This is a genomic window from Sphingomonas sp. SAFR-052, from assembly GCF_051965015.1.
Taxonomy (GTDB): Bacteria; Pseudomonadota; Alphaproteobacteria; order Sphingomonadales; family Sphingomonadaceae; genus Sphingomonas.
On the sequence record NZ_JBQCMO010000008.1, the window covers coordinates 113961 to 140237 of the forward strand.

28 protein-coding genes are annotated in these 26277 nt (G+C 66.9%); 14 read left to right on the forward strand and 14 right to left on the reverse strand.

The window, feature by feature from the left end; genetic code table 11:
- Position 1: 1 nt before the first annotated feature.
- A complete protein-coding gene (gene fliE / locus ACTHQV_RS14680) occupies positions 2 to 367 on the reverse strand; it encodes a flagellar hook-basal body complex protein FliE (protein ID WP_440491296.1) in 366 nt (121 codons plus the stop codon).
- The gene (locus ACTHQV_RS14685) at positions 364 to 1632 is read right to left on the reverse strand and encodes a sigma 54-interacting transcriptional regulator (protein WP_440491298.1); all 1269 of its coding nucleotides are present in this window, start codon (positions 1630 to 1632) and stop codon (positions 364 to 366) included. Before ACTHQV_RS14685 ends, fliE begins: the two co-directional genes overlap by 4 nt.
- A 236-nt stretch (positions 1633 to 1868) precedes the next feature.
- On the opposite strand from ACTHQV_RS14685, the gene ACTHQV_RS14690 reads away from it, so the two are divergent.
- Positions 1869 to 3836 (forward strand): flagellin N-terminal helical domain-containing protein, encoded by a 1968-nt coding sequence (locus ACTHQV_RS14690; RefSeq protein ID WP_440491300.1) that lies wholly within the window; start codon positions 1869 to 1871, stop codon positions 3834 to 3836.
- Positions 3837 to 4551: 715 nt separating this feature from the next.
- Here the strand turns inward: ACTHQV_RS14690 and ACTHQV_RS14695 are convergent.
- From ACTHQV_RS14695 to ACTHQV_RS14730, 8 genes are all read right to left on the reverse strand, one after another.
- Complete coding sequence (locus tag ACTHQV_RS14695; RefSeq protein ID WP_440491301.1) at positions 4552 to 5301, reverse strand: sigma-70 family RNA polymerase sigma factor; 750 nt, start codon at positions 5299 to 5301, stop codon at positions 4552 to 4554.
- Entirely contained in the window at positions 5298 to 7397 is a 2100-nt protein-coding gene (gene flhA / locus ACTHQV_RS14700; protein ID WP_440491381.1) for a flagellar biosynthesis protein FlhA, read from the reverse strand. Before flhA ends, ACTHQV_RS14695 begins: the two co-directional genes overlap by 4 nt.
- A complete protein-coding gene (locus ACTHQV_RS14705; RefSeq protein ID WP_440491302.1) occupies positions 7397 to 8296 on the reverse strand; it encodes a lytic transglycosylase domain-containing protein in 900 nt (299 codons plus the stop codon). The genes flhA and ACTHQV_RS14705 overlap by 1 nt, the downstream gene beginning before the upstream one ends.
- A 215-nt stretch (positions 8297 to 8511) precedes the next feature.
- Positions 8512 to 8850, reverse strand: a complete 339-nt coding sequence (locus ACTHQV_RS14710) for a hypothetical protein (protein ID WP_056453126.1) — start codon at positions 8848 to 8850, stop codon at positions 8512 to 8514.
- Positions 8837 to 9139: a flagellar biosynthesis anti-sigma factor FlgM gene (gene flgM / locus ACTHQV_RS14715; RefSeq protein ID WP_440491303.1), complete on the reverse strand. Its 303-nt coding sequence runs from the start codon at positions 9137 to 9139 to the stop codon at positions 8837 to 8839. Before flgM ends, ACTHQV_RS14710 begins: the two co-directional genes overlap by 14 nt.
- A 102-nt stretch (positions 9140 to 9241) precedes the next feature.
- Positions 9242 to 9772: a flagella basal body P-ring formation protein FlgA gene (locus ACTHQV_RS14720; protein ID WP_440491304.1), complete on the reverse strand. Its 531-nt coding sequence runs from the start codon at positions 9770 to 9772 to the stop codon at positions 9242 to 9244.
- Positions 9769 to 10317, reverse strand: coding sequence for an OmpA family protein (locus ACTHQV_RS14725; RefSeq protein WP_440491305.1), 549 nt, complete (start codon positions 10315 to 10317; stop codon positions 9769 to 9771). The genes ACTHQV_RS14720 and ACTHQV_RS14725 overlap by 4 nt, the downstream gene beginning before the upstream one ends.
- Entirely contained in the window at positions 10314 to 10967 is a 654-nt protein-coding gene (locus ACTHQV_RS14730) for a motility protein A (protein WP_440491307.1), read from the reverse strand. Before ACTHQV_RS14730 ends, ACTHQV_RS14725 begins: the two co-directional genes overlap by 4 nt.
- Positions 10968 to 11161: 194 nt before the next feature.
- On the opposite strand from ACTHQV_RS14730, the gene flgB reads away from it, so the two are divergent.
- The 13 genes from flgB to ACTHQV_RS14795 all read left to right on the forward strand — a co-directional run bounded on the left by flgB (position 11162) and on the right by ACTHQV_RS14795 (position 21964).
- A complete protein-coding gene (gene flgB / locus ACTHQV_RS14735) occupies positions 11162 to 11512 on the forward strand; it encodes a flagellar basal body rod protein FlgB (protein WP_440491308.1) in 351 nt (116 codons plus the stop codon).
- 3 nt (positions 11513 to 11515) lie between these two features.
- Positions 11516 to 11923: a flagellar basal body rod protein FlgC gene (flgC, locus tag ACTHQV_RS14740; protein WP_440491310.1), complete on the forward strand. Its 408-nt coding sequence runs from the start codon at positions 11516 to 11518 to the stop codon at positions 11921 to 11923.
- Positions 11924 to 11925: 2 nt separating this feature from the next.
- Entirely contained in the window at positions 11926 to 12600 is a 675-nt protein-coding gene (locus ACTHQV_RS14745) for a flagellar hook assembly protein FlgD (RefSeq protein ID WP_440491312.1), read from the forward strand.
- A gap of 34 nt (positions 12601 to 12634) precedes the next feature.
- A complete protein-coding gene (locus ACTHQV_RS14750; RefSeq protein WP_440491314.1) occupies positions 12635 to 13912 on the forward strand; it encodes a flagellar hook protein FlgE in 1278 nt (425 codons plus the stop codon).
- A gap of 53 nt (positions 13913 to 13965) precedes the next feature.
- Positions 13966 to 14718, forward strand: a complete 753-nt coding sequence (locus ACTHQV_RS14755) for a flagellar basal body rod protein FlgF (protein WP_440491316.1) — start codon at positions 13966 to 13968, stop codon at positions 14716 to 14718.
- A gap of 12 nt (positions 14719 to 14730) precedes the next feature.
- Positions 14731 to 15519, forward strand: a complete 789-nt coding sequence (flgG, locus tag ACTHQV_RS14760; RefSeq protein ID WP_440491317.1) for a flagellar basal-body rod protein FlgG — start codon at positions 14731 to 14733, stop codon at positions 15517 to 15519.
- Entirely contained in the window at positions 15500 to 16195 is a 696-nt protein-coding gene (locus tag ACTHQV_RS14765; RefSeq protein WP_440491318.1) for a flagellar basal body L-ring protein FlgH, read from the forward strand. Before flgG ends, ACTHQV_RS14765 begins: the two co-directional genes overlap by 20 nt.
- Before the next feature lie 9 nt (positions 16196 to 16204).
- A complete protein-coding gene (locus ACTHQV_RS14770) occupies positions 16205 to 17296 on the forward strand; it encodes a flagellar basal body P-ring protein FlgI (RefSeq protein WP_440491320.1) in 1092 nt (363 codons plus the stop codon).
- Positions 17293 to 17652: a rod-binding protein gene (locus ACTHQV_RS14775; RefSeq protein WP_440491321.1), complete on the forward strand. Its 360-nt coding sequence runs from the start codon at positions 17293 to 17295 to the stop codon at positions 17650 to 17652. The genes ACTHQV_RS14770 and ACTHQV_RS14775 overlap by 4 nt, the downstream gene beginning before the upstream one ends.
- Complete coding sequence (flgK, locus tag ACTHQV_RS14780) at positions 17649 to 18977, forward strand: flagellar hook-associated protein FlgK (protein WP_440491322.1); 1329 nt, start codon at positions 17649 to 17651, stop codon at positions 18975 to 18977. Before ACTHQV_RS14775 ends, flgK begins: the two co-directional genes overlap by 4 nt.
- Before the next feature lie 8 nt (positions 18978 to 18985).
- A complete protein-coding gene (gene flgL / locus ACTHQV_RS14785) occupies positions 18986 to 19963 on the forward strand; it encodes a flagellar hook-associated protein FlgL (protein ID WP_440491323.1) in 978 nt (325 codons plus the stop codon).
- Positions 19964 to 20091: 128 nt separating this feature from the next.
- The gene (gene motA / locus ACTHQV_RS14790; RefSeq protein ID WP_056453182.1) at positions 20092 to 20955 is read left to right on the forward strand and encodes a flagellar motor stator protein MotA; all 864 of its coding nucleotides are present in this window, start codon (positions 20092 to 20094) and stop codon (positions 20953 to 20955) included.
- A gap of 4 nt (positions 20956 to 20959) precedes the next feature.
- Positions 20960 to 21964: a flagellar motor protein MotB gene (locus tag ACTHQV_RS14795; protein ID WP_440491325.1), complete on the forward strand. Its 1005-nt coding sequence runs from the start codon at positions 20960 to 20962 to the stop codon at positions 21962 to 21964.
- A 10-nt stretch (positions 21965 to 21974) separates the two neighbouring features.
- Here the strand turns inward: ACTHQV_RS14795 and ACTHQV_RS14800 are convergent, their stop codons facing one another.
- From ACTHQV_RS14800 to ACTHQV_RS14815, 4 genes are all read right to left on the reverse strand, one after another.
- Positions 21975 to 24785 carry a TonB-dependent receptor gene (locus tag ACTHQV_RS14800; RefSeq protein ID WP_440491327.1) on the reverse strand — a complete coding sequence of 937 codons (2811 nt, stop codon included), beginning with the start codon at positions 24783 to 24785 and terminating at the stop codon, positions 21975 to 21977.
- Between the two features lie 101 nt (positions 24786 to 24886).
- Positions 24887 to 25264 carry a PaaI family thioesterase gene (locus tag ACTHQV_RS14805; RefSeq protein ID WP_440491329.1) on the reverse strand — a complete coding sequence of 126 codons (378 nt, stop codon included), beginning with the start codon at positions 25262 to 25264 and terminating at the stop codon, positions 24887 to 24889.
- A complete protein-coding gene (locus tag ACTHQV_RS14810; protein ID WP_440491331.1) occupies positions 25261 to 25701 on the reverse strand; it encodes a PaaI family thioesterase in 441 nt (146 codons plus the stop codon). The genes ACTHQV_RS14805 and ACTHQV_RS14810 overlap by 4 nt, the downstream gene beginning before the upstream one ends.
- A gap of 46 nt (positions 25702 to 25747) precedes the next feature.
- On the reverse strand, positions 25748 to 26233 hold the full coding sequence (locus ACTHQV_RS14815; RefSeq protein ID WP_440491333.1) for a hypothetical protein: 486 nt from the start codon (positions 26231 to 26233) through the stop codon (positions 25748 to 25750).
- Between the last annotated feature and the right edge of the window lie 44 nt (positions 26234 to 26277).

Consider the following 26277-nt stretch of genomic DNA (forward strand, 5'->3'; position numbering starts at 1 on the left):
ATCAGACCGGCATGCTCATGATGTCCTTGTAGGCGGACAAGAGTTTGTTCCTGACCTGCATCGTCGCCTCGAAGCCGACCGATGCCTGCTGGCGCGCCATCATCACCTTGGCGATGTCCACGGTCTCGCCGCGTTCGTACATCGCCGACAGGTCGCTCGCCTTGTTCTGTTGCGCGTTGACGCCCTTCAGCGCCTCGCCCAGCGTATCGGCGAAGCTGGCCGGCTTGGCCGGTTCCGCCGCCGGGGCGGGGGCCGCCGCGACCTGCGCATTCGCCTTCGACAGCGCCTGGTTGCGCTCGAGGATCTGCGCGCGCAGCTGCATCACCCGGTCGACGCCCATCGCGCCGCCGACACCCCCGACGCTCATGCCGACGCCGCCACGGCTTGCGCGGGCGTCAGCATTTCGCCGGCCTCACGCGCCTTGGCGAGGCGGTAGCGGAGCGTCCGCTCCGAAATGCCCAGCCGCCGGGCGGTCTCGATCCGGTTGCCGCCGCATTCCTCCAGCGTCCGGCGGATCGCGGCGAATTCGTGGATTTGCACGATGTTGGTCAGCGTCGCCGCGACCGGTTCGGCCACGCGCGGGGCGGCGGCCGGGCCGGCGCGATCGAAAACGATGTCCTGCGCCTCGATCCGGTCGCCCATGCCCAGCAGCAGCGCGCGCTGGATCACATTCTCCAGCTCGCGGGCATTGCCTGGCCAGTCGTGGCGCACCAGCATCGCCAGCGCCTCGTCCGAAATCCATGGCAGCGTCGCCCGACCGGCGGCATGGCGCACGACCATCGCCGCCGCCAGCGCCGCGACGTCGCCCGGCCGATCGGCGAGCGCGCGGGTCGACAGCGGGAACACGCTCAACCGGTAATAGAGATCGGCGCGGAAGCGGCCGGCGGCGACCTCTTCCTGCAAATCGCGATTGGCGCAGGCGACGACGCGGACGTCGACCGCCTCGGCCTGCGTCGCGCCGATCGGCACGACTTCGCGTTCCTGCAACACGCGCAGCAGCTTGGCTTGCAGCGGCAGCGGCATCTCGGCAATTTCGTCGAGCAGCAGCGTGCCGCCATGCGCCGCGCGAAAGAAGCCTTCGCCCGCCGCGCCCGCGCCGGTGAACGCGCCCTTCACATGGCCGAACAGCATCGCTTCGAGCATGGTTTCGGGCAGCGCGGCGCAGTTGATCGCGACGAACGGGCCGGCGGCGCGGCTGCTCTCGGCATGGATGGTGCGCGCCAGCACTTCCTTGCCGGTGCCGGTCGGGCCGTTGACCAGCACGGTGATGTCGGCAGCGGCGACGCGGCGGGCCAGCGCCTGCAGCGCAAGGCTCTCGGGATCGGCGGCGACTGCCACATGCCGGCCGCACAGCAGCGCCGCGGCAAAGGCATGGGCCAGTTCGGTATCGGCATGAGTGTAGCACAGGCGGGCGGGGCGGCCATCGGCGAACGGCGTCGCGCTGACCGGTCCCTCGGCCAGCACCAGCGTGCGCGACGCGATCGGCGGCACTTCGCCTTCCATGATCAGGAACACATCGGCCGGGCCCGGCTTCTGCCCGGCATTGGCCAGCACGAACCCCTGCGCGCGCAGCGACGACACGAGCGTGAACTTCGAAGCGAGGACGGCAGCGGATGGATAGATCGAGCGCATCGGTTGATGATTCCCCTGTACGGCACCTCTTTGCCGGCAGGCTGGTTAACGCCCGGTAAAATGCTGCCCGATTCGGCTCTGTATGCCGCGTGCGCTCCCCCGCGCGCGCGAGGGGCCAATTTTTTCGCTTAAACCCGGCTTGGGCGTGCCGTTTCTCCGGGCAGCAGCTTCGTTCCCGTACGCTTCATCAAGGGGGGACCACGGGGCGCTGGAAGTCAGACTGGAGGACACACCCAATGACCGTTATCGGATCCAACATCGGATCGCTCCGCGCCGCCAACGCCTCGTCCGCCGCGAACGATGCCCTGAAGGCGTCGATGGAGCGCCTGTCGACCGGCAAGCGCATCAACTCGGCCAAGGACGACGCCGCCGGCCTCGCCATCGCCACCCGCATGACCAGCCAGATCAAGACCATGGCAGTCGCGGCGCGCAACGCGAACGACGGCATCTCGATGGCGCAGACCGCCGAAGGCGCGCTGGGCGAAGTCACCAACATGCTGCAGCGCATGAAGGAACTGGCAGGGCAAGCCGCCAACGGCTCGCTGGGCGCCTCGGAACGCAAGGCGCTCCAGTCGGAAGTCGGTCAGCTGACCGCGCAGATCAACGACATTTCGACCAAGACGAACTTCAACGGCATCAACCTGCTTGACGGCACCGTCAAGAGCGTCAAGTTGCAGACCGGCTCGCAGGCCGGTCAGACGACCTCGGTTTCGCTTGCCAACACGTCGGCGACTGCGCTCGGTCTGAACGGCTACCGGGTCGAGGGCGAAGCGACCACCGGTCGCATCAACAACGCGACTGTCGCGGTGGGCGACATCCAGTTCAACGGCAAGAACGCGCTCGGTACGGCGCTGACCACCGGCGGCGCGGAGGAAGCTGCTGCCGCGATCAACGCGAACACCGGTCAGACTGGCGTGTCTGCCAAGGCGTACAATACCGTTGGCGGTGGTCCCATCGCCCAGGGCGGCGTGACCAGCGCGACCGGCTTCACCATTGCCGTCGGCGGCGGTGCCGCTGTCAATATCACTGGCGCGAATGGCCAGGAACTGGTGGACAAGATCAACCGCGACGTGGGCGGCATCAGCGCCCAGCTCGACAGCGAAGGCAAGATCGTTCTGTCGAACGACACTGGCAAGACCATCACGATCGGCGGCGCTGACTCCGGCAAGGCCGGCTTCACCAACGGGACCTATGGCGGTTTCGTAGCGCTGAGCAGCTCGAATGGTCAGCCGATCGATATCAAGCGCGGAACGAGCGGCGTCGCTGGCGATCTCACGGCGATCGGCCTGAACGAAACGACCGGCACGGACAAGGTGAAGGGGTCGACCACTGGAACCGGTCTTCTCGATGGCACCGACGACGTGAAGATCAATGGGGTGGCAATCGGTTCGTCCAACGACGCGTCTGCGGCTTCGAAGGCGGCTGCAATCAACGCAAAGAGCGCTGAAACCGGCGTCACTGCGACTGCCAGCACGAAGGCGATCGTTGCGCTCGACGCTACGAAGATCACCGCTGGCCAAGACCTGTTCATCAACGGTGCACAGGTGACGTTTGCGGACACCGACGGTGCGACGGGCATGTCGATGTCCGACGTCGTTAAGAACATTAACGATGCGGGTATCAGCGGCCTGGTTGCTTCGAGCGACGAAGCCGGCAACCTGATCCTGACGTCGTCGACCGGTAACGACATCAAGCTGGCGGAAGACGCCACGGGTACCGCGCCGACCACGGTCCTGTCGATGAAGGGCGACGACGGTACCGCTGCTACCGCCTTCACGCTGCGCGGTCGTATCGAACTTAAGTCGGATACCGGGGCCGAAATCCGGGTCGAAGGCAAGTCGGCATCGCTGGACAAGGTCGGTCTCGCTGCCCAGGGCGGCGTGAAGGACATGGTCGGTGGCGCGCTGAACGTCTCGACCCAGGCAAATGCGTCGGTGGCGATGGAAGCGATCGACAAGGCGCTTGACAAGGTCTCGTCGATCCGTGGCGATCTCGGTGCGGTGCAGAACCGTCTGCAGGTTACCGTCAACAACCTGACTACCACCTCGTCGAACCTGCAGGAAGCCCGCAGCCGCATCGAAGACACCGACTTCTCGTCGGAATCGACCGCGCTCGCCAAGGCGCAGATCCTCGGCCAGGCATCGACCGCGATGCTGGCGCAGGCCAACCAGTCGCAGCAGGGCGTGCTCAAGCTGCTCGGCTAATCTCGGCTCCGCTGCCGTCGTTCCCCCTTGTATGAAGGCGGCGGCAGCGGTCCTCCCGGTAACGGGACCAGCCCCCGACGGCCCACCGGCCGCCGGGGGTTTTCGGCGTCCGGCATCCAAAGACGGACTCTATATATCGCAGGCCCCAAATCCTCCCCGCCCCGCGGGGAGGGGGACCGCCGCGAAGCGGTGGTGGAGGGGGCTGGCCACAGGCGGACCGGCAACGGATTGCCGCCAGCTAAAATCCTCCCCGCCCGCGGGGAGGGGGACCATCCGCAGGATGGTGGAGGGGGCTGGCCACGCGCGGGACGGACGGGGGAAGCGAACCGTGTCGGCTGCCCCGATCGCCTACCTCGTCTCCTGCTACGATGTAGGCCGGCGCACAGTTTGGGACATTCGTAAGATACCGAGAAGTCTTCCCAACCGGACCCCGGCCTTCGCCGGGGCACGCGCTGTCTCCAGTTGCGCGTGCGGCTCCTTCCCCGGCGCGAAAGGGACGGAGCATCGTCAGAGCCGAACGTACCGCTTTCCTACAGGCAGGCGCTCAACCTAACCTCGCAATCCGGATCTCTCTCATTGCCAGACCACCGACCCCGCGCCGCCAGCGCATCGGGCCACGCGAAAAACGCGGCGAGTGTGAACTTAGTGAACTTTGGACAAAAAACGGGGCCGGACCCAAGCCCGACCCCGCCCAACCATCAGCAATAGCAGGACTTTATCCCGCCGCCCGCATCAGCGCCTTCTTCAGCTTCTCATGCGCCGATTTCTTGATCTGGCAGATGCGCGCCGCACCGACGCCCAGCACCTGCCCGATTTCCTCGAGGTTCAGTTCCTCGACATAATAAAGCTGGATCACCTGCGCCTCGCGTTCGGGCAGCGCGGTGATCGCGGCGATCAGGGTCTCGCGCAATTCCCCTTCCGCCAGCGCCTCGAACGCATCCGGGCCGTCGTCCATGAACCACGGCGCCTCGTCGGTATAGACGTCGTCGATCGAATCGAACTGCACCGACTGGACATCGGCATAGTCGCTGCGCAACTTGCCGAGCGGCACGCCCAGCCGGTCGGCAATCTCGGCCGGCACCGGCGCGCGGCCCAACTCCTGCGTCAGCACCGACACCGTCTTCGCATAATCGCGCCGCCGCTTCATCGCGCCGCGGCTGATCGTCGCCTGCCGCCTGAGTTCGTCGATCATCGCCCCGCGCAGCCGGGTGCTGAGATACTGCTCGAACGTGACCGATCCGCGATCCTCGAACATCGGCACCGCCTCTACCAAGGCGACGAGGCCGACCTGCACCAGGTCCTCGACATCGACCATCGTGCTCATATGGCCATGGACGTGCCACGCGATCCGCCGGACCAGCGGCAAATGCTTGCGGACCAGCGCATCGGCATCGTTCGGTCGCGCCCGCCGCGTATAGGTCGCGGCGGCGTTCAGCGCGGGTTGGGGAAAGAAGGGGGCGTTCATGCGGGGATGGCCTCCGGGGCGCCGATCACGGCGACGACTTCGACTGCCTTGTCTTCGGGAACTTCGAAGAAGCTCATGACCGGGGTGTCGGGCAGGCAGGTCTTGACCAGCTTGCGCACGGCAACGCGGATCGACGGCTGCACGACCAGCGCGAACGGCTTGGCTTCTGCCATCAGCGGCTGCGCGGCATGGGTCAGCGCGTCGACGATCCGCCGGCCAAGATCGGGCTCGATCGCGTTGCGCCGCGACGGATCGCCGCGCATCGCCTGCCCCAGCAGCGCCTCCAGCTGCCCCTCGAGCGTCATCACCCGCAGCGGCTCGCGCACGCCGCACAGCTTCTGAATGATCAGCGCCCCCAGCTCGGGCCGGATCAGTTCGACGATTTCCTCGGCATCCTGCGTCCGCTGCGCGGTGACGGCGATGGCGGCGGCGATGCGGCGGAATTCCTTCAGCGGGATATTCTCGGCCAGCAGCGCGCGCAGCACCTGCGTCAGCGTGGTCAGCGTCAGCGGCTGCGGGCACAGCGCCGCCACCAGGCTCGCGGCACGGTCCTTCAGGCCGTCGAGCAGCGCCTGTACCTCGTCGGGACCCAGCAGCTCGGTCGCATTGACGGTCAGGACATGGTTCAGGTGCGTCGCAATCACCGTCCCGGCATCGACCACCAGATAGCCGGCGCCAGTCGCGGCATCGGCATCGCCCGGCTGGATCCAGATCGCGTCGAGGCCGAAGGTCGGGTCCTTGGCGGTCTTCCCCTCGAGGAAACCGCCGACCGCCTGACCGGTGTCGAGCGCCAGCATCTCGGTCGCCGATGCCATGTCCTCGCCGACGACCACGCCACCGATCGAGATGCGGTAGGTATAGGGGGCAAGGTTGATGTCGTCGCGCACCTTCACCTGCGGCACGACGAAGCCCAGATCCTTGGACAGCTGGCGGCGGACCCCGGTGATCCGGCTCATCAGCGGCGCGCCCTTGCGCTCGTCGACCAGCGGGACCAGCCCGTAACCGATGTCGAGCATGATGTGGCAATTGTCGTTGACCTCGTCCCAGCCGATCTTCGACAGGTCGGCCGGTTCGGGCAGCGCCTCGACCGGCGGGGCGGGGGGCGGCGCGTTCTTCATCTTGCCGAGCTTCCACGACGCGAAGCCAGCGATGCCGGCGGCGGGTGCCAGCACGAGGAACGGCATGCCCGGCAGCATCGCCAGCAGGCCGAGGATGCCGGCGACCGGTGCCCAGGTGCGGTGCGAAGCGAACTGCGTCCCGATCTGCCCGGCAAGGTCCTGCGAAGAGGTCGAGGTGACGCGGGTGACGATGGCGGCGGCGGCGATCGACAGCAGCAGCGAGGGCACCTGCGCGACCAGCGCGTCGCCGATCGCCAGCAGCACATAGGTCTGTGCCGCCTGTCCGACCGCCATCTGATGGCTGACGACGCCGAGGATCAGGCCACCGACGATGTTGATGGCAAGGATCAGCAGGCCGGCGACAGCGTCGCCCTTCACGAACTTCGACGAACCGTCCATCGCGCCGTAGAAATCGGCCTCGGCGCCGGTCTCGATCCGCTTGGCGCGGGCTTCGTCGGGGGTGATCAGGCCGGCATTCAGGTCGGCGTCGATCGCCATCTGCTTGCCGGGCAGGGCGTCGAGTGTGAAGCGTGCCGACACTTCGGACACGCGACCCGCACCCTTGGTCACCACGATCATGTTGATGATGATCAGGATCGAGAAGACGAAGAGACCGACGACATAGTCGCCGCCGATCAGGAAGGTGCCGAACGCCTCGATGACATGGCCCGCCGCCGCTTCGCCCTCATGCCCGTGGACCAGCACGACGCGGGTCGATGCGACGTTGAGGCCCAAGCGGAACAGCGTCGCGAACAGCAGCACCGTCGGAAAGGCGGAGAAGTCGAGCGGCTTCTGCGCGTTCAGGGCGACCATGAGCACCGCGATCGAGATCATGATGTTCATGACGAAGAAGATGTCGAGCATGAACGCCGGGATCGGCACGACCATCAGCAGGACGAGCAGCAGGATCGCGGCGGGCAGCGCCGACCCGCGCAAGGCGGGCAGGATGCTCTTGGGATTGCTCAGGATCGCCTGCATCATGCGGCTCCCAGATTGGCGAGGATCGAATAGGCGAGCCGCGCCGATTCAGGGGTCGGGCGATACAGCGACGCCATCTGCGCCGGGTTCGCCGTTACGTCGCCGCCACGGCTGCGCACGACGTTCAGATTGGCGATGGTCGATGCCAGCCATGCCTCGTCGCCGCCCTGCGCCTCGTTGCCCATGGTGACGTCGCCGCCAAAGCCGTTCAGCATTACCGCCGGTTGCTGCATCCGGTTGACCGGGAAGCCGCCATCCTCGACGCCGCTGCCGCCGACGGCCTTCGCCCCGCGGTCGAGCTTGGCGCTCATCCGTTCGTAGATTTCGCCGAGCGAACGCGGCTGGCCGCCGGGTGCAAAGAAGATCGACCGGTTGGCGCGGGCGGCGGCGGGGAACATCGCGGCGGCCGACCGGTCGGGATTGGCCTGCATCGACGTCAGGAACTGGCGCGCACCGCCCAGCCCCAGGAAATGCGCCATATACAGGTCGGTGCCGGTCGCGCTGCGGCCCAGCGCACCTTCGAGCGACGCCTTGTTGTCGGCGGCATGTTCGGCGGCCATCAGCGACGATGCCTGCGGATCGCTACGCAGTTGCAGGATCGCGCGGCGCGTGGCCGGGTCGGCGACATAATAGCGGCCGTTGCTGCCCTGGCGGATGCTGTCGGACGCCCAGCCCATGCCATGCTCCGCGCCATGCGCCTTGACCACGCCCAGCCAGCTTTGCTCGACGAACTGGTACAGGCCGGTGGCGGACGAGGTCGCGGCGCGCGCATTGGCGTGCAGGCCGCTTTCGACCTGCGCCTGTCCCAACAGGTAATTGAAATCGATGCCCGTCCGCGCGCTCGCCGTCGCGATCGCGCTATGGACGTTGGATCGGGCTTCTACCGGAACGACATTCATCGGGCTGTGCTTCGCTTCCCCTGTTCGGGGGACCACTCAGCAAGCGGCGTGCCAGTTTTGCGTTTGCTGCGTCCTCGCTGCGAAGCACGCGCCATCCGCCCCGCCCCGAACGTCATCCCAGCGCAGGCTGGGATCTTGGGGTTATAGCGCGCAGCAAGCGCCGCATGAGACCCCAGCCTGCGCTGGGGTGACGTGCCAGACTGCTGGTGCAGCGATCACCGATACGCCGCCGCCGCCATACGCTGTGGCGTGGCGGCAATCCCCGGCCGGTAGGCCGGCAAACCGCCGCCGGTCAGCTGCTCGATCCGCCGCCGGACATTGGCCGACATCAGGTTGACGTAGATGCGCGCGGTCTCGTTCAGCCGCTGCGCTTCTCTCGCGAGGGTTTCCAGCTCGGCGTCGAGCGGCACGTCGTCATTGGCAGCGACCGCCTCGATCCCCTGCAGCTTCATCGCCGTCGCGGTTTCCAGCGCGGTGACGTCGTTCGCCTGCATCGCGGCGATTTCCGCATGCAGGCTGTCGATGATCTGGATCAGCGCATCACGCCGGTTCATTGCTGTTCCAATCGAGTTTCAGGGCGATGAGCCGGTCGGCGATGGTGGCGGGCGATAGAGGGAAGCGGCCTTCGGCAATCGCCTTGCGGATCGTCGCCACCCGGTCGGTATCGACCGGCGGCGATGCCGACATGGCGGCGGCGGTCGTGCCGCCCGACAGGAGCGCGACGCCGGTCTTGGGCGCACCCTCCGCCGGCGGTGTCGCCGCAGCGCGCGTCTGTCCCTCGGCGCGTGCGATGGCACGCTGCCCGATCGAACTTACCGGCCTTGAACCGACTGAATCCACCATGTCTCCGTCCTTCGCGAACTGCTGACATGAGGAGAAACGGCCCCTTCCCGAACTTCTTTAGCAAAAATTACTGCGGATCGATTTTTGATCGATTTCGGTGCGTCACCGCCCGAAGCCGGGAAGGGCGGCACGACCCGATTCCAGTGCGATCGCCTGGATCGGCGGCTTGGCCGGGTCGACCTTGACCATCAACCGCCCGCCGACCGGCGCGTCGCTCATCGCCACGCCGTCGCGGGTGATCGAGAAGCCTTCCGCCCCGGCTTCGATCATGATCGGGTCGCCGCGGCGGATTACCGGTTCGGGCTTGGCGGCGGCGGCGGCGACTGCCGGGGCGGCACGCTCGGGGACGATACGGGCCAGGCGGCGGACCGGTACATAGACTTTCCATGCCGGCGCCATGCAACTGATGACCACCGCATCCTGCCGTTCGGACAGCCAGTTGAATTGCGGCATCGCGCATTTCGCCAGCTTCAGGCGCGGATCGACCGGCATCTGTGCGCCGCCGTCCATGCCGATGCTGGCGCCGGTGAACTGCACGACCGCTTCGTCCAGTTGCGCGGTCGACTGGAAATTCTGCGCCGCGACGGCGGGGGCGGCGGTCAGCGACAGGATGGCAAGGATCGAACGGATCATTGGTCGGCTCCATGGATGGGGGCGGCAACCGGCGCCTGCCGGTCGGCAACGGCTTGCCGGTCGCCGGCAAAGCCAAGGTCGATCTGGACGCCCCGGCTGCCGGTCGCGGGCGGGGCAAAGGCGAGTTGGTCGGGCTGCACGGCGCCGTCGGCGACCAGTGCGGTTGCGACGGTCCGAGCGCGGTCGCTGGCAAGGATCGCGGCGCTGCCGGTCAGCGGGTCGACATCGCCGTCGGTACCGCCGGTCAGCGTCACCTTGACCCGCGGATCGGTAGCGGCGGCGCGGACGAAATCGAGCGTGCGTGCATAGCTGGCCGGCATCGCCGCCGATCCCTGCGCGAACCCGTCGACGATGCCGCGGTCGAGCGTCATCGGCGCGGCATCCGCATCGAAGCCCGCGCGGATGCCGGCGGTCAGCGCCTGCCGGTCGACCGTCTGCGACGCCTGCAGAAACACGAAGAACCCGACCAGCAGCAGCGACAGGTCGGCCAGCGTCGTCAGCCACAGCGGCCGGCCGGGCGCAACGTCGAAACGCGACATCTTCATTCCGCCGCCTCCCGGAACTGCGGTCGCTCGCGCCGCGCCAGCGCCACCAGTGGCCCTTCGAAGCGGCTGCGCTCGAACGCCTCGATCCGCGCCATCCGCCGCAGCCGTCCGGCGATCGGCATCCCGATCAACGCGGCGACGATCGCGCCGTACAGCGTCGATAGCAGCGCCACCGCCATCGCCTTGCCGATCGCGGTCGGATCGGTCATCGCCATGAACATCTGCACCAGCCCGACCAGCGTGCCGATCATGCCCAGCGCCGGGGCCAGCTCGGCGACCGCCGCCCACATGTCGGCGGCGGCGAGATGGCGTTCGGCGCGCGCGGCGTTGCGGTGGCTCAGCGTCTCGCCGACCGCATCGGGCCCGGCGCCGTCGACGATCGCGGCGATGGCTTCGGCGATATCGGGATCGGCGATCTGCGACCGGTCGAGCGTCAGTACCCCGTGCCGCCGCGCGATCCGTGCCAGCGCCGCGATCTGTTCGATGCCGGTATCGGCCGAAAACGGGCGGCGCGGCAGGGTGGCGAGCGCGCGCACGGCACGGCCCAGATCGGCACGCGGCGTGCGGATCGCGATGGTCAGGATGGTCCCGCCGATCACGAACAGCGCGGCCAGCGGATCGGTATAGGGGGCAAGCAGCGACAGGTTCATGCCCGCTCTTCTGCAAGGGTGATGCCAGTTTGGTGGCGGCAAGCGCTTGCCGGGCGGCGGCGGGCGGTTGCCGCGATCATGGTTAAGGCCGGACATATCTCGTTCGCTCAGCCCGGTCCGGCAAAATTGGCACGCGCTTTGCTGTGATCCGTGGGGACGCGCATCCGGCGCGCCGCTCAGGAGATTTCGGGCCGATGGCCGACAACGCTCTGTTCGGGATACATGGGGCCGCGCTGGAGGTGCGGGCGCAGCGCATGGGGATGCTGGCGTCGAACATCGCCAATGCGTCCACCCCCGGTTTCAAGGCGAAGGACGTCGATTTCCGCGCGGCGCTGGCCGGGGCGGAGCGCGGCGGCAATGTCGACGGCGCGATCGATCGCAACACGCTCTATCGCCTGCCGGTCCAGCCCTCGATGGACGGCAACACCGTCGAACTGGCGACCGAACAGACCGCCTTCGCCGAAAACGCCGTGGCGTATCAGACGACGCTGGCGTTCCTGAACGGTCGCATCTCCACCATCACCCGCGCGCTGAAGGGGGAATAAACGATGCCCGCGCCGATGAGCATCTTCGAAGTATCCGGCCGCGCCATGTCGGCGCAGCTGGTGCGGATGAACACCACCGCGTCGAACCTCGCCAATGCCGGCGCGGTCGCGACGACGCAGGACACCGCCTATCGCACGATGAAGCCGGTGTTCCGCACCAGCTTCGACAACGCGACCGGTCTCGCCACCGTCGACGCACGCGAAATCGTGCAGGCGGGCGAGGCCCCGGCCAAGCGCTACGATCCCAGCAACCCGCTCGCCGATGGCGAGGGCAATGTCTGGGAAGCCGCCGTCGACGAACCGCGCGAGCTGGTCGACATGCTCGATGCCGCCCGCACCTATCAGAACAATGTCGAGGTGATGTCGACCGCCAAGTCGCTCATCACCGAAACCCTCCGTCTGGGACGCTGACCATGGCCACCACTTCGGTCCAGAATCTTCCGCAACTCGATGCGGTCAAACAGGCGGCGGCGAAGTCGAAAATGGGCCAGCGTTCGCTGGGCCAGGACGATTTCCTCCGCCTGATGACCGCGCAGCTTCAATATCAGGATCCCTTCAACCCCACCGACAACGGCCAAATGGTCGCCCAGATGGCGCAATTCTCGTCGCTGTCGGGCATCACCGAGATGACGTCGACGCTGAAGACGATGGCGGCCAAGATGGGCGGCAACGGCACCAGCGACGCGGTGTCGTGGATCGGGAAGGCGGTGCTGACCGACAGTCCGACCGCCAGTGCCGACAACAACGACAACGTCAACGGCGCGGTCGAGCTCGACGGCGATGCCGCCAAGGTCCAGCTCGAGATCCGCGACGCCAGCGGCGCAGTCGCGCGCACCGTGTCGATGGGCGCACAGCCCAAGGGGCTGGTCGATTATCAATGGGACGGCACGACCGACAGCGGCCTTCCCGCCGGCGCCGGCCCCTACACCATCTCGGTCGCCGCATCGGATGCGAGCGGCGTCGTGGTCAAGGCACGCAACCTCGCCTGGGCGGGCGTGTCCTCGGTCATGCCCAATGGCGGCAAGCCGACGCTGACGCTGTCGAACGGGTCGCAGGTCGCCGCCGACACCGTCCGCAAGATCGCCTGATCCCTCTTCTACCGAATACCCGCAGGAGCTTAGCATGTCCTTCTATACCTCGCTCTCCGGCCTCAAGGCCTCGCAGGTCGACATGGCGTCGATCTCGCACAACCTCGCCAACGTCGGCACCACCGGCTTCAAGAAGAGCCGCGCCGAATTCGCCGACGTGATCGCGTCGAACCTCGCCGTCGCGCCGACGCAGATGGTCGGTTCGGGTACGGTGGTGAAGGGCAACCGCCAGCAGTTCGGCGAAGGCAATCTCGTCCAGTCGTCCTCTTCGCTCGACATCGCGATTGCGGGCGACGGCTTCTTTGCGCTCAAGCCCGATCCTAACAAGCAGGGTCTGGCCTTCACCCGCAACGGATCGCTGCGCGTCGATGCGAACCAGTTCGTCACCGATGCGCAGGGCGCGCGGCTGCAGGTCTATCCGGTCGACGGCAACGGCAACGTCATCGCCACGACGCGCGCGTCGCTCACCGACCTCGTGCTCAACGGCACCTCGGGCAAGCCCAAGGGCACCGACAACGTGACGCTCGGCATGAACATGAACGCCCGATCGGTCGTACCGTCGACCACCCCGTTCAGCCGCTTCGATTCAAGCAGCTACAATGAAGCGGTTTCGACTACCGTGTATGACGGCGCCGGCAATCCGATGACGATGACCACCTACATGGTGCGCACTACCGCCCCTGATACCGATGCGACGGACCTGACGAGCACGTGGCAGGCATACAGCTTCGTCGGTGACCAGGCGATGACGTACGGCGCCGGCAATACGCCCTCGGTCACCGTTCAATTCGGCGCGGACGGCAAACTTGCTGCCCCGGTCGAGCAAGACTTCAACTCGTTTATGCCGGCCAGCGGCATCGCCCAGCAGCAGATCAAGCTGACCATCCCGACGACCACGGTCTCGACGACCAAGCCGTTCAAGGTGGCGACCCAGCTACAGGACGGCGTCGAGGTCGGCCGCCTGCAAGGCGTGACGATCAACGAAAAGGGCATCGTCACCGCCAGCTATTCGAACGGCGATACCAAGCCGCTCGGCCAGGTCGCGATCGTCAACTTCTCGAACGCGTCGGGCCTGCGCCAGATGGGCAACAGCAACTGGCAGGCGACCGGCCTGTCGGGCGATCCGAGCTTCGCCAGCTCGGGCGAAAACGGCGCGGGTTCGCTGATGTCGGGCATGATCGAAGGGTCGAACGTCGACATCACTGAGGAACTGGTCGGCCTGATCGCCGCACAGCGCAACTTCCAGGCGAATTCGAAGGCGCTCGACACCTCGAACCAGATCACGCGCTCGATCCTCGACCTGCGCGCCTGATGAAACTGGCATGGCCTTTGCTGTGAAGCAGGGGTCATAACACGGAGGCTTCGATGGACCGGCTGGTCTATACCGCGATGTCGGGACTGCGCGGGCACATGGCGTCGCAGGCGACGATCGCGAACAACATCGCGAACGGGTCGACGATCGGATACCGCGCGGACAAGGTCGATTTCGAACAGTTGTTGCTGAAGGGCAAGAACGGCGAACTCGAATCGCGCTTGCCCTCTTCGGAGGAGGTTCGCGACATGGACCGCCGGGCCGGGGCGATCCTCGCCACCGGCCGCCCGCTCGACGTCGCGGTCGAGGGCGATGCGTGGATCGCGGTCCAGGGCCCCGACGGCACCGAAGCCTATACCCGGCGCGGCGACCTGCAAATCACTGCCGCCGGCACGCTGGAGACCGGCGATCGCTTGCCGGTGATGGGCGTCGGCGGTCCGATCACGATACCGCCGGCCCAGTCGATCAACATCACCGCCGATGGCCGGGTGATGGTCGTGCCGCAGGGATCGCCCCCCGGCACGCCCGATCAGGAGGTCGGCCAGATCAAGCTGGTCAGCACCGCGGGCAGCGACACGGTCAAGGGCATCGACAATCTGCTGCACGTCCGCGGCGGCGGCGCGCTGCCGGGTGACATGACCGCGAAGGTGCGCGGCGGTTCGCTCGAACAGTCCAACGTCAACATGACGCAGGCGCTGGTCGACATGATCGAGAACCAGCGGTCGTACGAAGTGCAGGCGGGCATGCTGAAACAGGCGAAGGAAATGGATGAAGCCTCCGCCAACCTGATGCGCGTCCAGAGTTAAGGGGAACAGGACATGGCAAACGCCGCACTGCATATCGCGCGCACCGGGCTGGATGCCCAGGACACGCGGATGCGCGTCATCTCGAACAACCTGGCGAACGTCAACACGACCGGGTTCAAGCGCGACCGCGCCTCGTTCGAGGCGATGAGCTACCAGATCGTCACCGCACAGGGAGCCGCCTCGACACAGGAATCGCGCTATGCGACCGGCCTGAACCTCGGCACCGGCGTCCGTATCCAAGGTACGGCCAGCATCCAGACGCAGGGTTCGCTCGCCACCACCGGCAACGCGCTCGACATGGCGCTGGAAGGCGACGGCTTCTTCCAGGTGCAGTTACCCGGCGGTCAGCTCGGCTATACCCGCGCCGGCAACTTCACCCGCTCGGCCGAAGGGATGCTGGTCACGACCGAAGGCTATCAGGTGATGCCGGGCATCACCCTGCCCGAAGGGGCGACGTCGATCACCATCGGCAATGACGGCACCGTCAGCGCGACCATCCCCAACCAGACCGAGGCGACCGCCATTGGCCAGGTCCAGGTCGCGCTGTTCGCGAACCCGGCGGGCTTGATGCCGGCCGGTGACAATTTCCTGACCGAAACCGCCGCCTCGGGCGCGGCACAGCTCGGCGTCGCTGGCCTCGATGGCCGTGCCCGCATCCGGCAGGGGATGCTCGAAAGCTCGAACGTGAACGTCGTCGAGGAACTCGTCGACATGATCGAGACGCAGCGTGCGTACGAGGTCAATTCGAAGATGATCTCGGCCACCGACGAAATGCTGAAATATGTCAACCAGAACATCTGACGCCGTGCGCGCCGTCGCGCTCGCCCTGGTGGTGGTTTCGGCCATGCCGGCCGAAGCCCGTCCGCTGTTCGGCCTCGGCCGGAAAACGCCGCGCGAATCCTATGCCGCGACGCCACCCGCCGCGCCGGTCGTGCCCGTGGTCGCCACCGGCGCGATCTTTCAGGTCGAACAGGGCTATGCCGCGCTCTACGAGGGATGGCGCGCGCGCAAGGTCGGCGACCCGCTGACCATCACCCTGGTCGAGCGCACCAGCGCGTCGAAATCTGCGGGATCGAAGCTCGACAGCAATGGCGGCTTCTCGATCACGCCGCCTTCGGTCGGGCCGCTGTCGTTCGACCCGAACATTGCCAAGGCATCGGGCGGCCGCAATTTCGGCGGCACCGGATCGGCCGACCAGACCAACGCGCTGTCGGGCGAACTCTCGGTCACCGTCGCCGAAGTCTATCCCAACGGCACGATGTTGGTGCAGGGGCAGAAGCGCGTGACCTTGAGCCGCGGGGACGAGGTCGTCGCGATCAAGGGCATCGTTCGCATCGCCGATGTCGACGCCAACAACCGCGTGCCGTCGACCCGCGTCGCCGATGCCCGCATTTCCTACACCGGCAAGGGCGATGTCGCCCGCGCCAGCCGGCAGGGGTGGCTCAGCCGCTTCTTCCAGGTCGTCAGCCCGTTCTAGGTTCCGCCCATGCGCTTCCTGCTCGCCATTCTCATCGCCTGCCTGATGATCGCGCCCGCCTCGGCGGAGCGGGTTAAGGACCTCGGCCGTTTCCAGGGCATCCGGTCGAACCAGCTGACCGGTTACGGCATCGTCGTCGGCCTGCCCGGCACCGGCGACGACAATCTCGAATATACCGTGCAGTCGGTGAAGGCGATCGCATCGCGTATGGGGCTGCAACTGCCGCCCGGCGCCAATCCGGGGCTGAAGAACGCCGCGGTCGTGCTCATTACCGCCGAACTGCCGCCCTTCGCCAAGCCCGGCCAGCGGCTTGACGTGACGGTTGCGTCGATGGGCAAGGCCAAGTCGCTGCGCGGCGGTGCGCTCATCATGACTCCGCTGCTGGGTGCCGATGGGCAGATCTATGCCATGGCGCAGGGCAATCTCGCGGTCGGCGGGCTGGGGGCCGAAGGTGCCGACGGGTCGAAGATCGTGGTCAACATCCCCTCGACCGGCCGTATCCCCGAGGGGGCGACGGTCGAACGCATGGTCGATACCGGTTTCGCCACCGCGCCGACGCTGACCTTCAACCTCGCCCAGGCCGATTTCACCACGGCGCAGAATGTCGCCGGTGCGATCAACCGCCGCTTCGGTGCCGGCACCGCGACCGCGATCGACGCGGTGTCGGTCGCGCTGCGCGCCGCACCGGGTGCCGATACCCGCGCGATGCTGATGAGCGAGGTCGAGAACCTGCCCGTCGAAGCGGCCGAAACGGCGGCGCGCGTCATCGTCAACGCCCGCACCGGTACGGTCGTCATCAACTCGGCGGTGCGCGTCGCGCCTTCGGCGGTGACGCATGGCAAGCTGACCGTGAAGATCGACGAGAACCAGCGCGTCAGCCAGCCGGCCCCGCTCAGCCAGGGCCAGACCGCCGTCGAACAGAAGAGCGGCGTGACCGTCGAGCAGGAGGTCAAGCCGATGTTCGTGCTCGCGCCCGGGCCGAAGCTCGCCGATGTGGTGAAGGCGATCAACGCCATCGGCGCATCGCCCGCCGATCTGGTCGCGATCCTCGAGGCGCTGAAGGAATCGGGTGCGCTCAAAGCCGAGCTGGTGGTGCTGTGAGCGTGATCGGCGCGACGACCGGCATCGGGGTCGACACCAGCCGCATCGGCAACAAGGACAATCTGAAGGCTGCCGGGGAGCGCTTCGAATCGGTCTTCACCGGCATGATGCTGAAATCGATGCGGCAAGCGAAGCTGGCCGACACGCTGTTCGACAACAAGGCCGCCGGCCAGTTCCGCGACATGTGGGATCAGAAGGTCGCCGAAAACATGTCTGTGACCACCCCCCTCGGCATCGGCAAGGCGATGACCGAGTTTCTGGCTCGGTCACAGATGGTTAACGTGGCGGATGCCAATAATCCCGCTCAAGCCCGGACCGATTCGGCCGTTACCCCGGGTGAAGGGAAGAGCGGATGAGCGACCTGCTGTCGATCGGGGCAAGCGGGGTCCGGGCCTATCAGTCGGCCCTGACCACGACGTCGGATAATATCGCGAACGCCGGCACCACCGGGTACGTTCGGCGGACGACGTCGCTTGCCGAGGTCGGCGTGGGTTCGTCGCGGCAGATCACGGGCAGCGGCGTGACCGTGACCGGGGTCGCGCGTTCGGCAGATATCTTCCGCTCGCAGGAGGTCCGCCAGTCGACCTCCGACGTATCGCGCAGCGACGGCGGCATCGTGTGGATGACGCGGATCGAGGATGCGCTGACCAGTCGCGCGCTGACCGATCGCATGACCGCCTTCTTCAACAGCGGCACCGCGCTGTCCGCCGATCCGTCGGCCGATGCGCCGCGCCGGTCGATGCTGGAGGCGGCGGAAAGCGTCGCGCAGTCCTTTTCGGGCACGATCGGCGCGCTCGACGAAACCGCCGCTAATCTCGACCTCAATGCCGAGAACTCGGTCCGTAAGCTAAGCAACAATGCCGCGGTGCTGGCGCGAATCAACGACGGCCTGTCGCGCGTGTCGAAGGGATCGGCGGGCGAGGCGCAACTGCTCGATCAGCGCGACCGGATGCTCGACGAAATGAGCGAGATGACCGATGTCGACGTCAAGTTCGATACGACCGGTCGCGTGACGGTGCGCGCGGGCGGCGCCGACGGCCCGCTGCTGGTCCACGGGATCGAAGCGTCGACCGTCCGCTTCGAACGCGACGAGGACGGCGCGCCGGTGTTCACGACGATGCGCGGCGGCACCGAAACCATCCTGCTCCCGCGCGGCGGTTCGCTGGCCGGGATGGTCGATGGCGCCAAGCGGATCAGCGACATGCGCAAGGAAGTGGTCGCGGTCGCCAGCGATTTCGTGCTCGACGTCAACGGCGCCTTTGCCGCCGGTGAGGATCTGAACGGCGATGCCGGCGCCGCGATGTTCGCGATGGAGCCGACCGGCCGCGTTACCCGTACGCTCGGCGATCCCGCCAAGATCGCGGCGGCGACTCCGGGCGAGGGGGCACGCGACAGCGGCAACCTGTCGAAGCTGTTCGACGCGCGTCGTAACGGCCTGTTCGAACAGCGCGTCGTCGCACTCCAATCGAGCAACGGGTCGGCGCTGAACGCCCGCAAGACGATCGCGGAGGCACAGGGCGCGATCCGCGATTCGGCGGTCGACGCGCGCGATTCGGCGGCGGGCGTGAACCTCGATCAGGAAGCGGTGAACCTAATGCGCTTCCAGCAGGCCTATCAGGCGTCGAGCCGCGTGATCCAGGTCGCGCGCGAAACCTTCGATACGCTGTTCGCGATCCGATAGGACCAGCCATGCAGATCTCCACGGCCAACTTCTACAATCGCGCGACGAACCAGATGACGCGGCTGAATGCCGACCTCAACCGGTTGAACACCGAATTGTCGACGCAGAAGCATCTGAAGGTCGCGTCGCAGGATTCGGCATCGTGGATGATGCTGGGCGGTATCAAGAAGGAGGAGGCGGATTCGAACGCCTTCCGCTCCAACATGACCCTGTCACGCGGGTTGCTGGCACAGGCCGATACCGCGCTCGGCAATGTCGACGAACGGCTGGTGCGCGTGCGCGAACTGACCGTGCGGGCCGGCACCGATACGCTCAATGCCAAGGACAAGGTGGCGATCGCCACCGAACTCGACCAAATTCGCGAAGGGTTGATGGCGATCGCCAACACCCGCGACGTGCGCAACCATCCGGTGTTCGGCGGAACCGGCGACGTGGCCTTTACCAAGGACGATACGACCGGCGCGATCAGCTATACCGGCAACGCATCGGTCGCGAACGTCCGCATCGGCGAAGCGAGCCAGATGCAGGTCGGCATCGACGGCAGCCGCGTGTTCACCGGTGCCAATGGCGGTGTCGATATCTTCGCGCTGATCGACGATCTGAAGGCGGCGATGGAAATGCCGACCGAGGCACCGGCGGTCGACCCGCTGGCGCCCGTCGATCCGGACGCGCCGGTCTTCGACGTCGATGCCGCGCGGAAAGCCTATACGACCAAAATCAACACCGCGCTCGGCAAGCTCGATACCGCCGAAGCACAGGTGACCTCGGCGCGTGCCGCCAATGGTGCCCGCGCCGCACGGCTGGAAATCGAATCGAGCCAGCTCGAAAATATCGGCATCGACCGCGAGGAAGCGCGCAGCGCGCTCGAAGATACCGATATCTCGACGACGATGGTCGAATTTCAGAAGACGCTGACGATTCTCAGCGCAACGCAGGCGAGCATTTCGAAATTGGCGGGCATGTCGCTGTTTAACTATCTGAAGTGACGTTGACCGCCCGATCCGATGGTAAATTGGCTGGCGGTAACGATTTCTCGACGTCTATCGGCGAAAAGGGACGGGTGATGCGACGCGGACAGCGCCGCAACGGTTCGTAACCCAGGGGCAAGCGCCATATGTTTCCCGCGATCGGCTTCGTCGTCCTCATCGCCATGGTGTTCGGCGGGTTCGCCTTTACCGGCGGCGACCTCGGCCCCGTGCTGCACGCGCTGCCGCACGAAATGCTCATCATCGGCGGCGCGGCGGTCGGCGCGCTCATCATCGGCAATTCGGGCCGTGAATTGAAGGGCATGGGCGGCGGCTTTATGAAGGTCCTGAAAGGGCCGAAATACAAGAAGCAGGATTATCTCGACGCGATCTTCCTCGTGTCGAAGCTGATGAAGATGCTGCGCGCCGAAGGGCCGATCGCACTCGAACCGCATGTCGAGGATCCGAAATCGTCGTCGGTGTTCAGCGAATATCCGCGACTGGTGAAGGACCATACGCTGGTCAACCTGATCGCCGATACGCTGCGCCTCGTCGTCGTGTCGTCGGGGACGCTCGACGTGCATGCGGTCGAGGAGGTCATGGATAACGCCATCAAGACTCATCACCATGAGGAACAGGGACCGCAGGCGACGTTGCAGGGCCTTGCCGACGCGCTTCCCGCGCTCGGCATCGTCGCCGCCGTGCTGGGCGTGGTGAAGACCATGGGCTCGATCGACAAGCCGCCCTCGATCCTGGGCGGCATGATCGGGTCGGCGCTGGTCGGCACCTTCCTCGGCATTCTGCTCGCCTACGGTCTGGTCGGGCCGCTCGCCGGGCGGTTGCAGCAGGTGATCGATGCCGATGCCGCCATCTATCACACCGTCAAGCAGATCATCATCGCCTCGCTCCACGGCCATCCGCAGCCGCTGGTGATCGAAGCCGCGCGTTCGGGCATTCCGCACCACAACCAGCCCGGCTTCGCCGAAGTCTTCGACGGCCTGCGCGGACGCTGATCCCATGGCGAAGGCACCGCACGGCAATAACCAGCCGCCCCCCGTCATCATCGTCAAGAAGATCATCGCCGAGGGCCATGGCGGCCATCACGGCGGTGCGTGGAAGGTCGCCTATGCCGACTTCGTGACGGCGATGATGGCGTTCTTCCTGCTGATGTGGCTGCTCGGCGCCACGACCGAGAAGCAGCGCAAGGGGTTGGCCGATTATTTCACGCCGTCGCTGGTCGAGGTGAAGGCGGGGTCGGCAGGATCGAACGGGCTGTTCGGCGGCGAATCGATCGTCGACAAGGACAGCTATCCGCACCGCGCCGCGCAGACCGGTACGCGGTCGCTGACCATCCCCGTCGACGCCAATGGCGGCGCACAGGTCGGATCGGGCGAGAAGGGCCGGTTGAAGAACAAGGCGGAGATGGCCGAGGCCGATCGCAAGGCGTTCGAGCGGATCAAGCGCGAGTTGCGGCAGAAGCTGGAATCGAGCCTCGAGCTGCGCAAACTGGCCAAGAACGTCCGCATCGTGCCGACGCATGACGGGGTGCGCATCGACCTGGTCGACAATGCCGATTATTCGATGTTTGCGCTCGGCACCACCGCGCTCGCCCCCGAAGCGTCGAAGCTGATGGCGCTGATCGCGGAGACGGTGAAGGACCTGCCGAACACGATCATGATCCGCGGCCATACCGATTCGGTCGCCTATGGCCGGCGTGAGACGATGAACAACTGGATGCTGTCGTCGGGCCGGGCGGAAGCGACGCGCCGCCGCCTCGCCCTCTCAGGGGTGGGCGAGCGCCGCTTCGAACGGATCGAGGGCGTTGCCGATCGCGAGCCGATGGTGGCCAAGGACCCGTTCGACCCGCGCAACCGCCGCGTCGCGATCACCCTGCTGTATCAGGAGACCGCCGGCTTTGGCGGGCGCCGCATGGCCAGCACCGACAGCGCCCCGCCCGAGCGCGCCGACGTGCCGCGCCCCGGTGCCGAACGCTCCGGCGGGGAGCATTCGGACGCGCATTGATCGGACGGGATCAGAAGAAGAGCTTGCGGAACGTCAGCCGGACCACGCGCCCGGTCGCATCGCGATAGGCGGGCTGATAGTTGATCGGCACCACGCCATTGGCGTCGGTCACCCGTTGTCGCGCGTTGAACAGATTATCGACGCCCAGGCTGATCCGCGCCCCGCGCAGCCAGCGATTGTCGCGCACCAGTCCCGGCTGCTGGCCCAGTTCGATCCACGACCGCAGCCCGACGCGGGCCAGCCCGCCGAAATTCAGCGTCTGGCCGGTGCCGCTGGCGCCGCCATTCACCTCGGTCCCCGATTGCCAGTTCACGGTAACGCGCGCGCCCAGCCCGTCGCGGACATAGCCGCCGTTGAAATCGAGCTGGTGGCGCGGCGTGCCGCCATTGTCATCGACTGCGTCGCCGTCGAGCAGGTTCAGTTGCGGCAGCCCGTCGCGGATCACGATCGTGTCGGTCAGGTTCACGCTGTGGTACAGGCCGAACCACAGCCGGCCCCCACCGCCGCCGCCGCCGAAACCGCCGCGACCGCCACCCGGTCCGCCGAACCCGCGACCACCGCCGCCGCCGCCACCACCACCGCCGCCGGGGCCACGGCCAGCACCGGGACCGCGTCCCTCGCCGGGCGGGGGCAGTGGCGTGCCGGCGGCCTCCGCCGCCTCGCGCTCGGCCCGACGCCGTTCCATGAACGCCTGCCGCGCGGCCTCCGCCGCCCGCGAGCGCGCGGTGGTGATCCGCTTGGCGAAGTTGATGCCGTAGCGCAGCACGCTGCTGTCGGCGCGCGCGAAATTGACCGGACGATTGTCGACGCGGGTCAGCACCCCGCTCACCGGATCGCGGGTGAAGCGATCGGGGAAGGCGTCCTGAATCTCGGCGGTGATCGTCGGGAAGGTGCGGATCGGGTTGTCGGTATGGTTGTTGGTGTAATCGAACTGGAACGAGATATCGCGCTCGCTCCACGGCTTTAGGTTGACGCCCAGCTTCAGCACGCGGCTGTCGCTCTGCACCAGATCGGGGTTGCCGCCGCTGATCGAGGTCACGTCGACCGTCTGCCCCAGCACATAGTCGAAGCGGCGGACGAAGGGGGTGGTGATGAGCGGGTTGCCAAGCTGCTGCTGCGACGGCGCATTCTGTTCGTGGCTGACCGACGCCAAGACGCGCAGCGGTGTGATCGGCTGCCAGTTGAGGCCATAGCCATAGGAGGTGAGCGTGCCGAAGTCGGACAGCTCCTCCACCTCGGCATTGCCGTTCAGCGACAGCCGCCCGAGCGCCGAGAGGACTTCGCGCGAGGCGTTGGCGATCGGCAGGTCGATATTGGCACGCACCGACCCGCTGTCGCGGCCCAGATCGGCGGCACTTGCCTCTCCGGCGCGCACCGAATCGCTGCTGAAATCGCTGGTCGTCCCGGCGATGCGGATGCTGGTGCTGGCATCACCGGCGGGTAGCGAGAAGGGCGATCCGGCGACGAGGCCATTGATGCCGGCGATGCTCGACACCGACTTCGCGCGATCGGTGGTGCGGATCAGATTGCCGAGGTCACCGAACGGGCTGAACGTGCCGGCACGGACCGCCGCCTGGATATCGGTCACGTCGACGCCGCGTTCGGTGCGGGTACTGGTTTCGACCCGGTCGTAATTGCCGTTCACCGTCCAGCGCCAGCGGCCGATATCGCCGTTCAGCGCGAAACCGGCATTGGCGGTCGTCGTCTCGCCATTCTGGACCAGCGGGCTCGCCTCGGCATAGCGGCGGACGATCACGTCGCTGGCGAAGGGCGAGAAGGGGGTGTTGCCGGGCAGCGTCAGCGAGATGGCGGGCAGGCCGAGCAGCGATTCGGTGCGGTTATGCTCGATCCGCCCGGTCACCGTCGCCGCGACATTGCCGAAGATGCTGCGCGCATAGACGCCGTTGGCCGAGAAGCGATCGACCGCGCCCGACAGCGTGCGGTACGGCGTGGTGTCGGTGACGCGAGGCGCATTCACCCCGGCGGCGAACCCGGCCAGCGTCGGCGTGCCGTCGGGCACCGCCGCGACGGTGACCCGGGTGCCGGCCAGCGCGCTCAACGCCGGATCGATCGGCACGCCATTGGTGGTGCCGGTGACGTTGCCGATCAGGTCATAAGGCGTGCCCGACGTGTTCGGGATGATGCCGCGTTCGCTCTCCAGCAGATTGCTGGTCGTTTCCGCCTGCAGGTTCAGGTTGAAGCGCTTGTCCTGATCGATGCGGACGAGGCCGCCCTCCGCCTCGATATTGCTCGATCCGCCTTCGGTCGGCACGCTGCCCTGCAACTCCCCGGTATAGCTGCGGAAGCGCGGGCGCAGGACGAAGTTGATGACCTTCTGATCCGAGCGATAGCCATATTTCAGCGCAACTTCCTCGGGCAGGATGTCGACGCGCAGGATCGCCTCGGTCGGCAGGTCGCGGATTTCCTGGAAACCCGCCGAGCGTCGTCCGTTGACGAGGAACACCGGCTGCCCACCGCGCACCGATTGCAGCTGCGGTGCGAGTTCGGCGACCAGTTCGGCGACCGAGCTGACGCCGTAGGAACGGATATCGGCCGGCGACAATTGCAGTTCGGGCTTGATGTCACCAGGCACCGATCCGGGGGGCGGGCGGCCGGTGACGACGATCTCTTCGGCTTCGCTTTCGGTGTCGGTGCCGCCCGCGCCCGCCGGATCGGCCGGTTCACCCGGTTGCGGCGTCGTCGGCGCCTGCGCGGACGGAGTCTGGGTGGTCCCCGCTACCGGGGCGGTTGGGGCAGTCTGTGCCGCCAGCGCCGCCGGTGCCGTTCCCAATGCCAAAACCGCCAATGTCCACCGCGCCATGCGACACCCTTTTGAAACCAAAGCCGCATTGTCGCGGTCGAGGGTTGCTACGTCCCGAATGTCGCACAACTATCGCAGGTCTTGAAAATATCCGGGCCGGGTCAGCGCCGTAGCAGATAGTTCAGCCGCGCCGCCGCGATCGGCTGGTCGCGATCGTCCTGCCATGCGGTCGCGGCCACATTGGCGATGCGCGCGCCCAGCCGGGTGACGCTGCCCGCCGCCCAGATCGTCCGCTCGCGGCCGCCGCGCATATAGTCGATCGTGACGTTGATCGGCTTGATCGTCGCCGCGTCGCTGCCCAGTGCATGGCGCAGCGCGATCCACGCCGCCATCTCCAGCATGCCGCCGATCGCGCCGCCATGGACGAAGCCGGGGCGGCCGAGCAGGTCGTCGGCAAATGCCATCGCCACGATCGGATGGCCGGCATCGTCGGTGTCGAGCGTCAGCCCGAGTAGTTCGGCATAGGGCGGCAGGGTCATGCGGCGTCCAGCAGCATGAAGGTGCCCGCGACATGCGCCACCGGATCGCCCGGATCGCCGTCATGGGCGATGCCGCGCACGAACGCGACCTGCCGCGCGACGCGGTAGCATTCGCCGCGCCCGACCACCGGCGATCCGGGCGTGGCGGGCCGGAGATAGTCGAGCCGCAGGTCGAGCGTCGCCTGTGGCAGGAAGGCGCCGCGCTTCAGCCAAACGCCGACGCTGGTCGCCATGTCCATCAGCGTCAGGATCGGCCCCGATGCCAGCACGCCGCGCGCCGGATCGCCGATCAGGTCGTCGCGAAACGGCAGCAGCAGCTCGCACCAGTCCGCCCCATGCGCGCGGTAGCCGATGCCCAGCCGCGCGCCATGGCCACCAACGCGCGCCGAAAAGAAGCGGGCCGGATCGAAGCCGGGCGGAAGCGAGAAGGCGGTCATTCCACCCGCAATAGAGCCATTCGCCCGCCGGTTGAAGCATGGGCGTTCAGTTGAGCGCGATCTCCGTGACGTAGAAGGGGGCGATCGGCTTGTCGGTGGCGTTTTGCACCCACAGCCCGTCGATCTGCTTCTTGTCGGCGCCGATCCGCGCGAGCGGCAGTTCGACCTTCTTCCACCCGCTCTCGGGCAGCGTCACCGGATAGGCCTGCGCGTCGAGCGGTTTGCCGTCGACCACCGCGACGATCCGCAGCTGCTGCGTGCCGCCGTCCATCCCCTGGATCAGCATCGCGACCGACTTGTACGGCGTGGTGTCGAACGGCGCATGGTGGAGGTAGAGCGCCTGATAGGGACCGGCCTCGACCCGGATCGGCTTGCGCTGCGATCCTTGCACCTCGCTCGACAATTCGACCTTCGCCCAGCTCCAGTTTTCCCATCCGCTGCCCAGCGCCGTGCCGTACACATTGCCCACGCCCGCTTCCTGCGCGACGGCCGGAACCGCCAGCAGCGCCAGGGCAACCCACCAAGGACGCATCTTTCCTCTCCTCTCCCCTGCCGGTATCGTCCGGCTACCCCCAT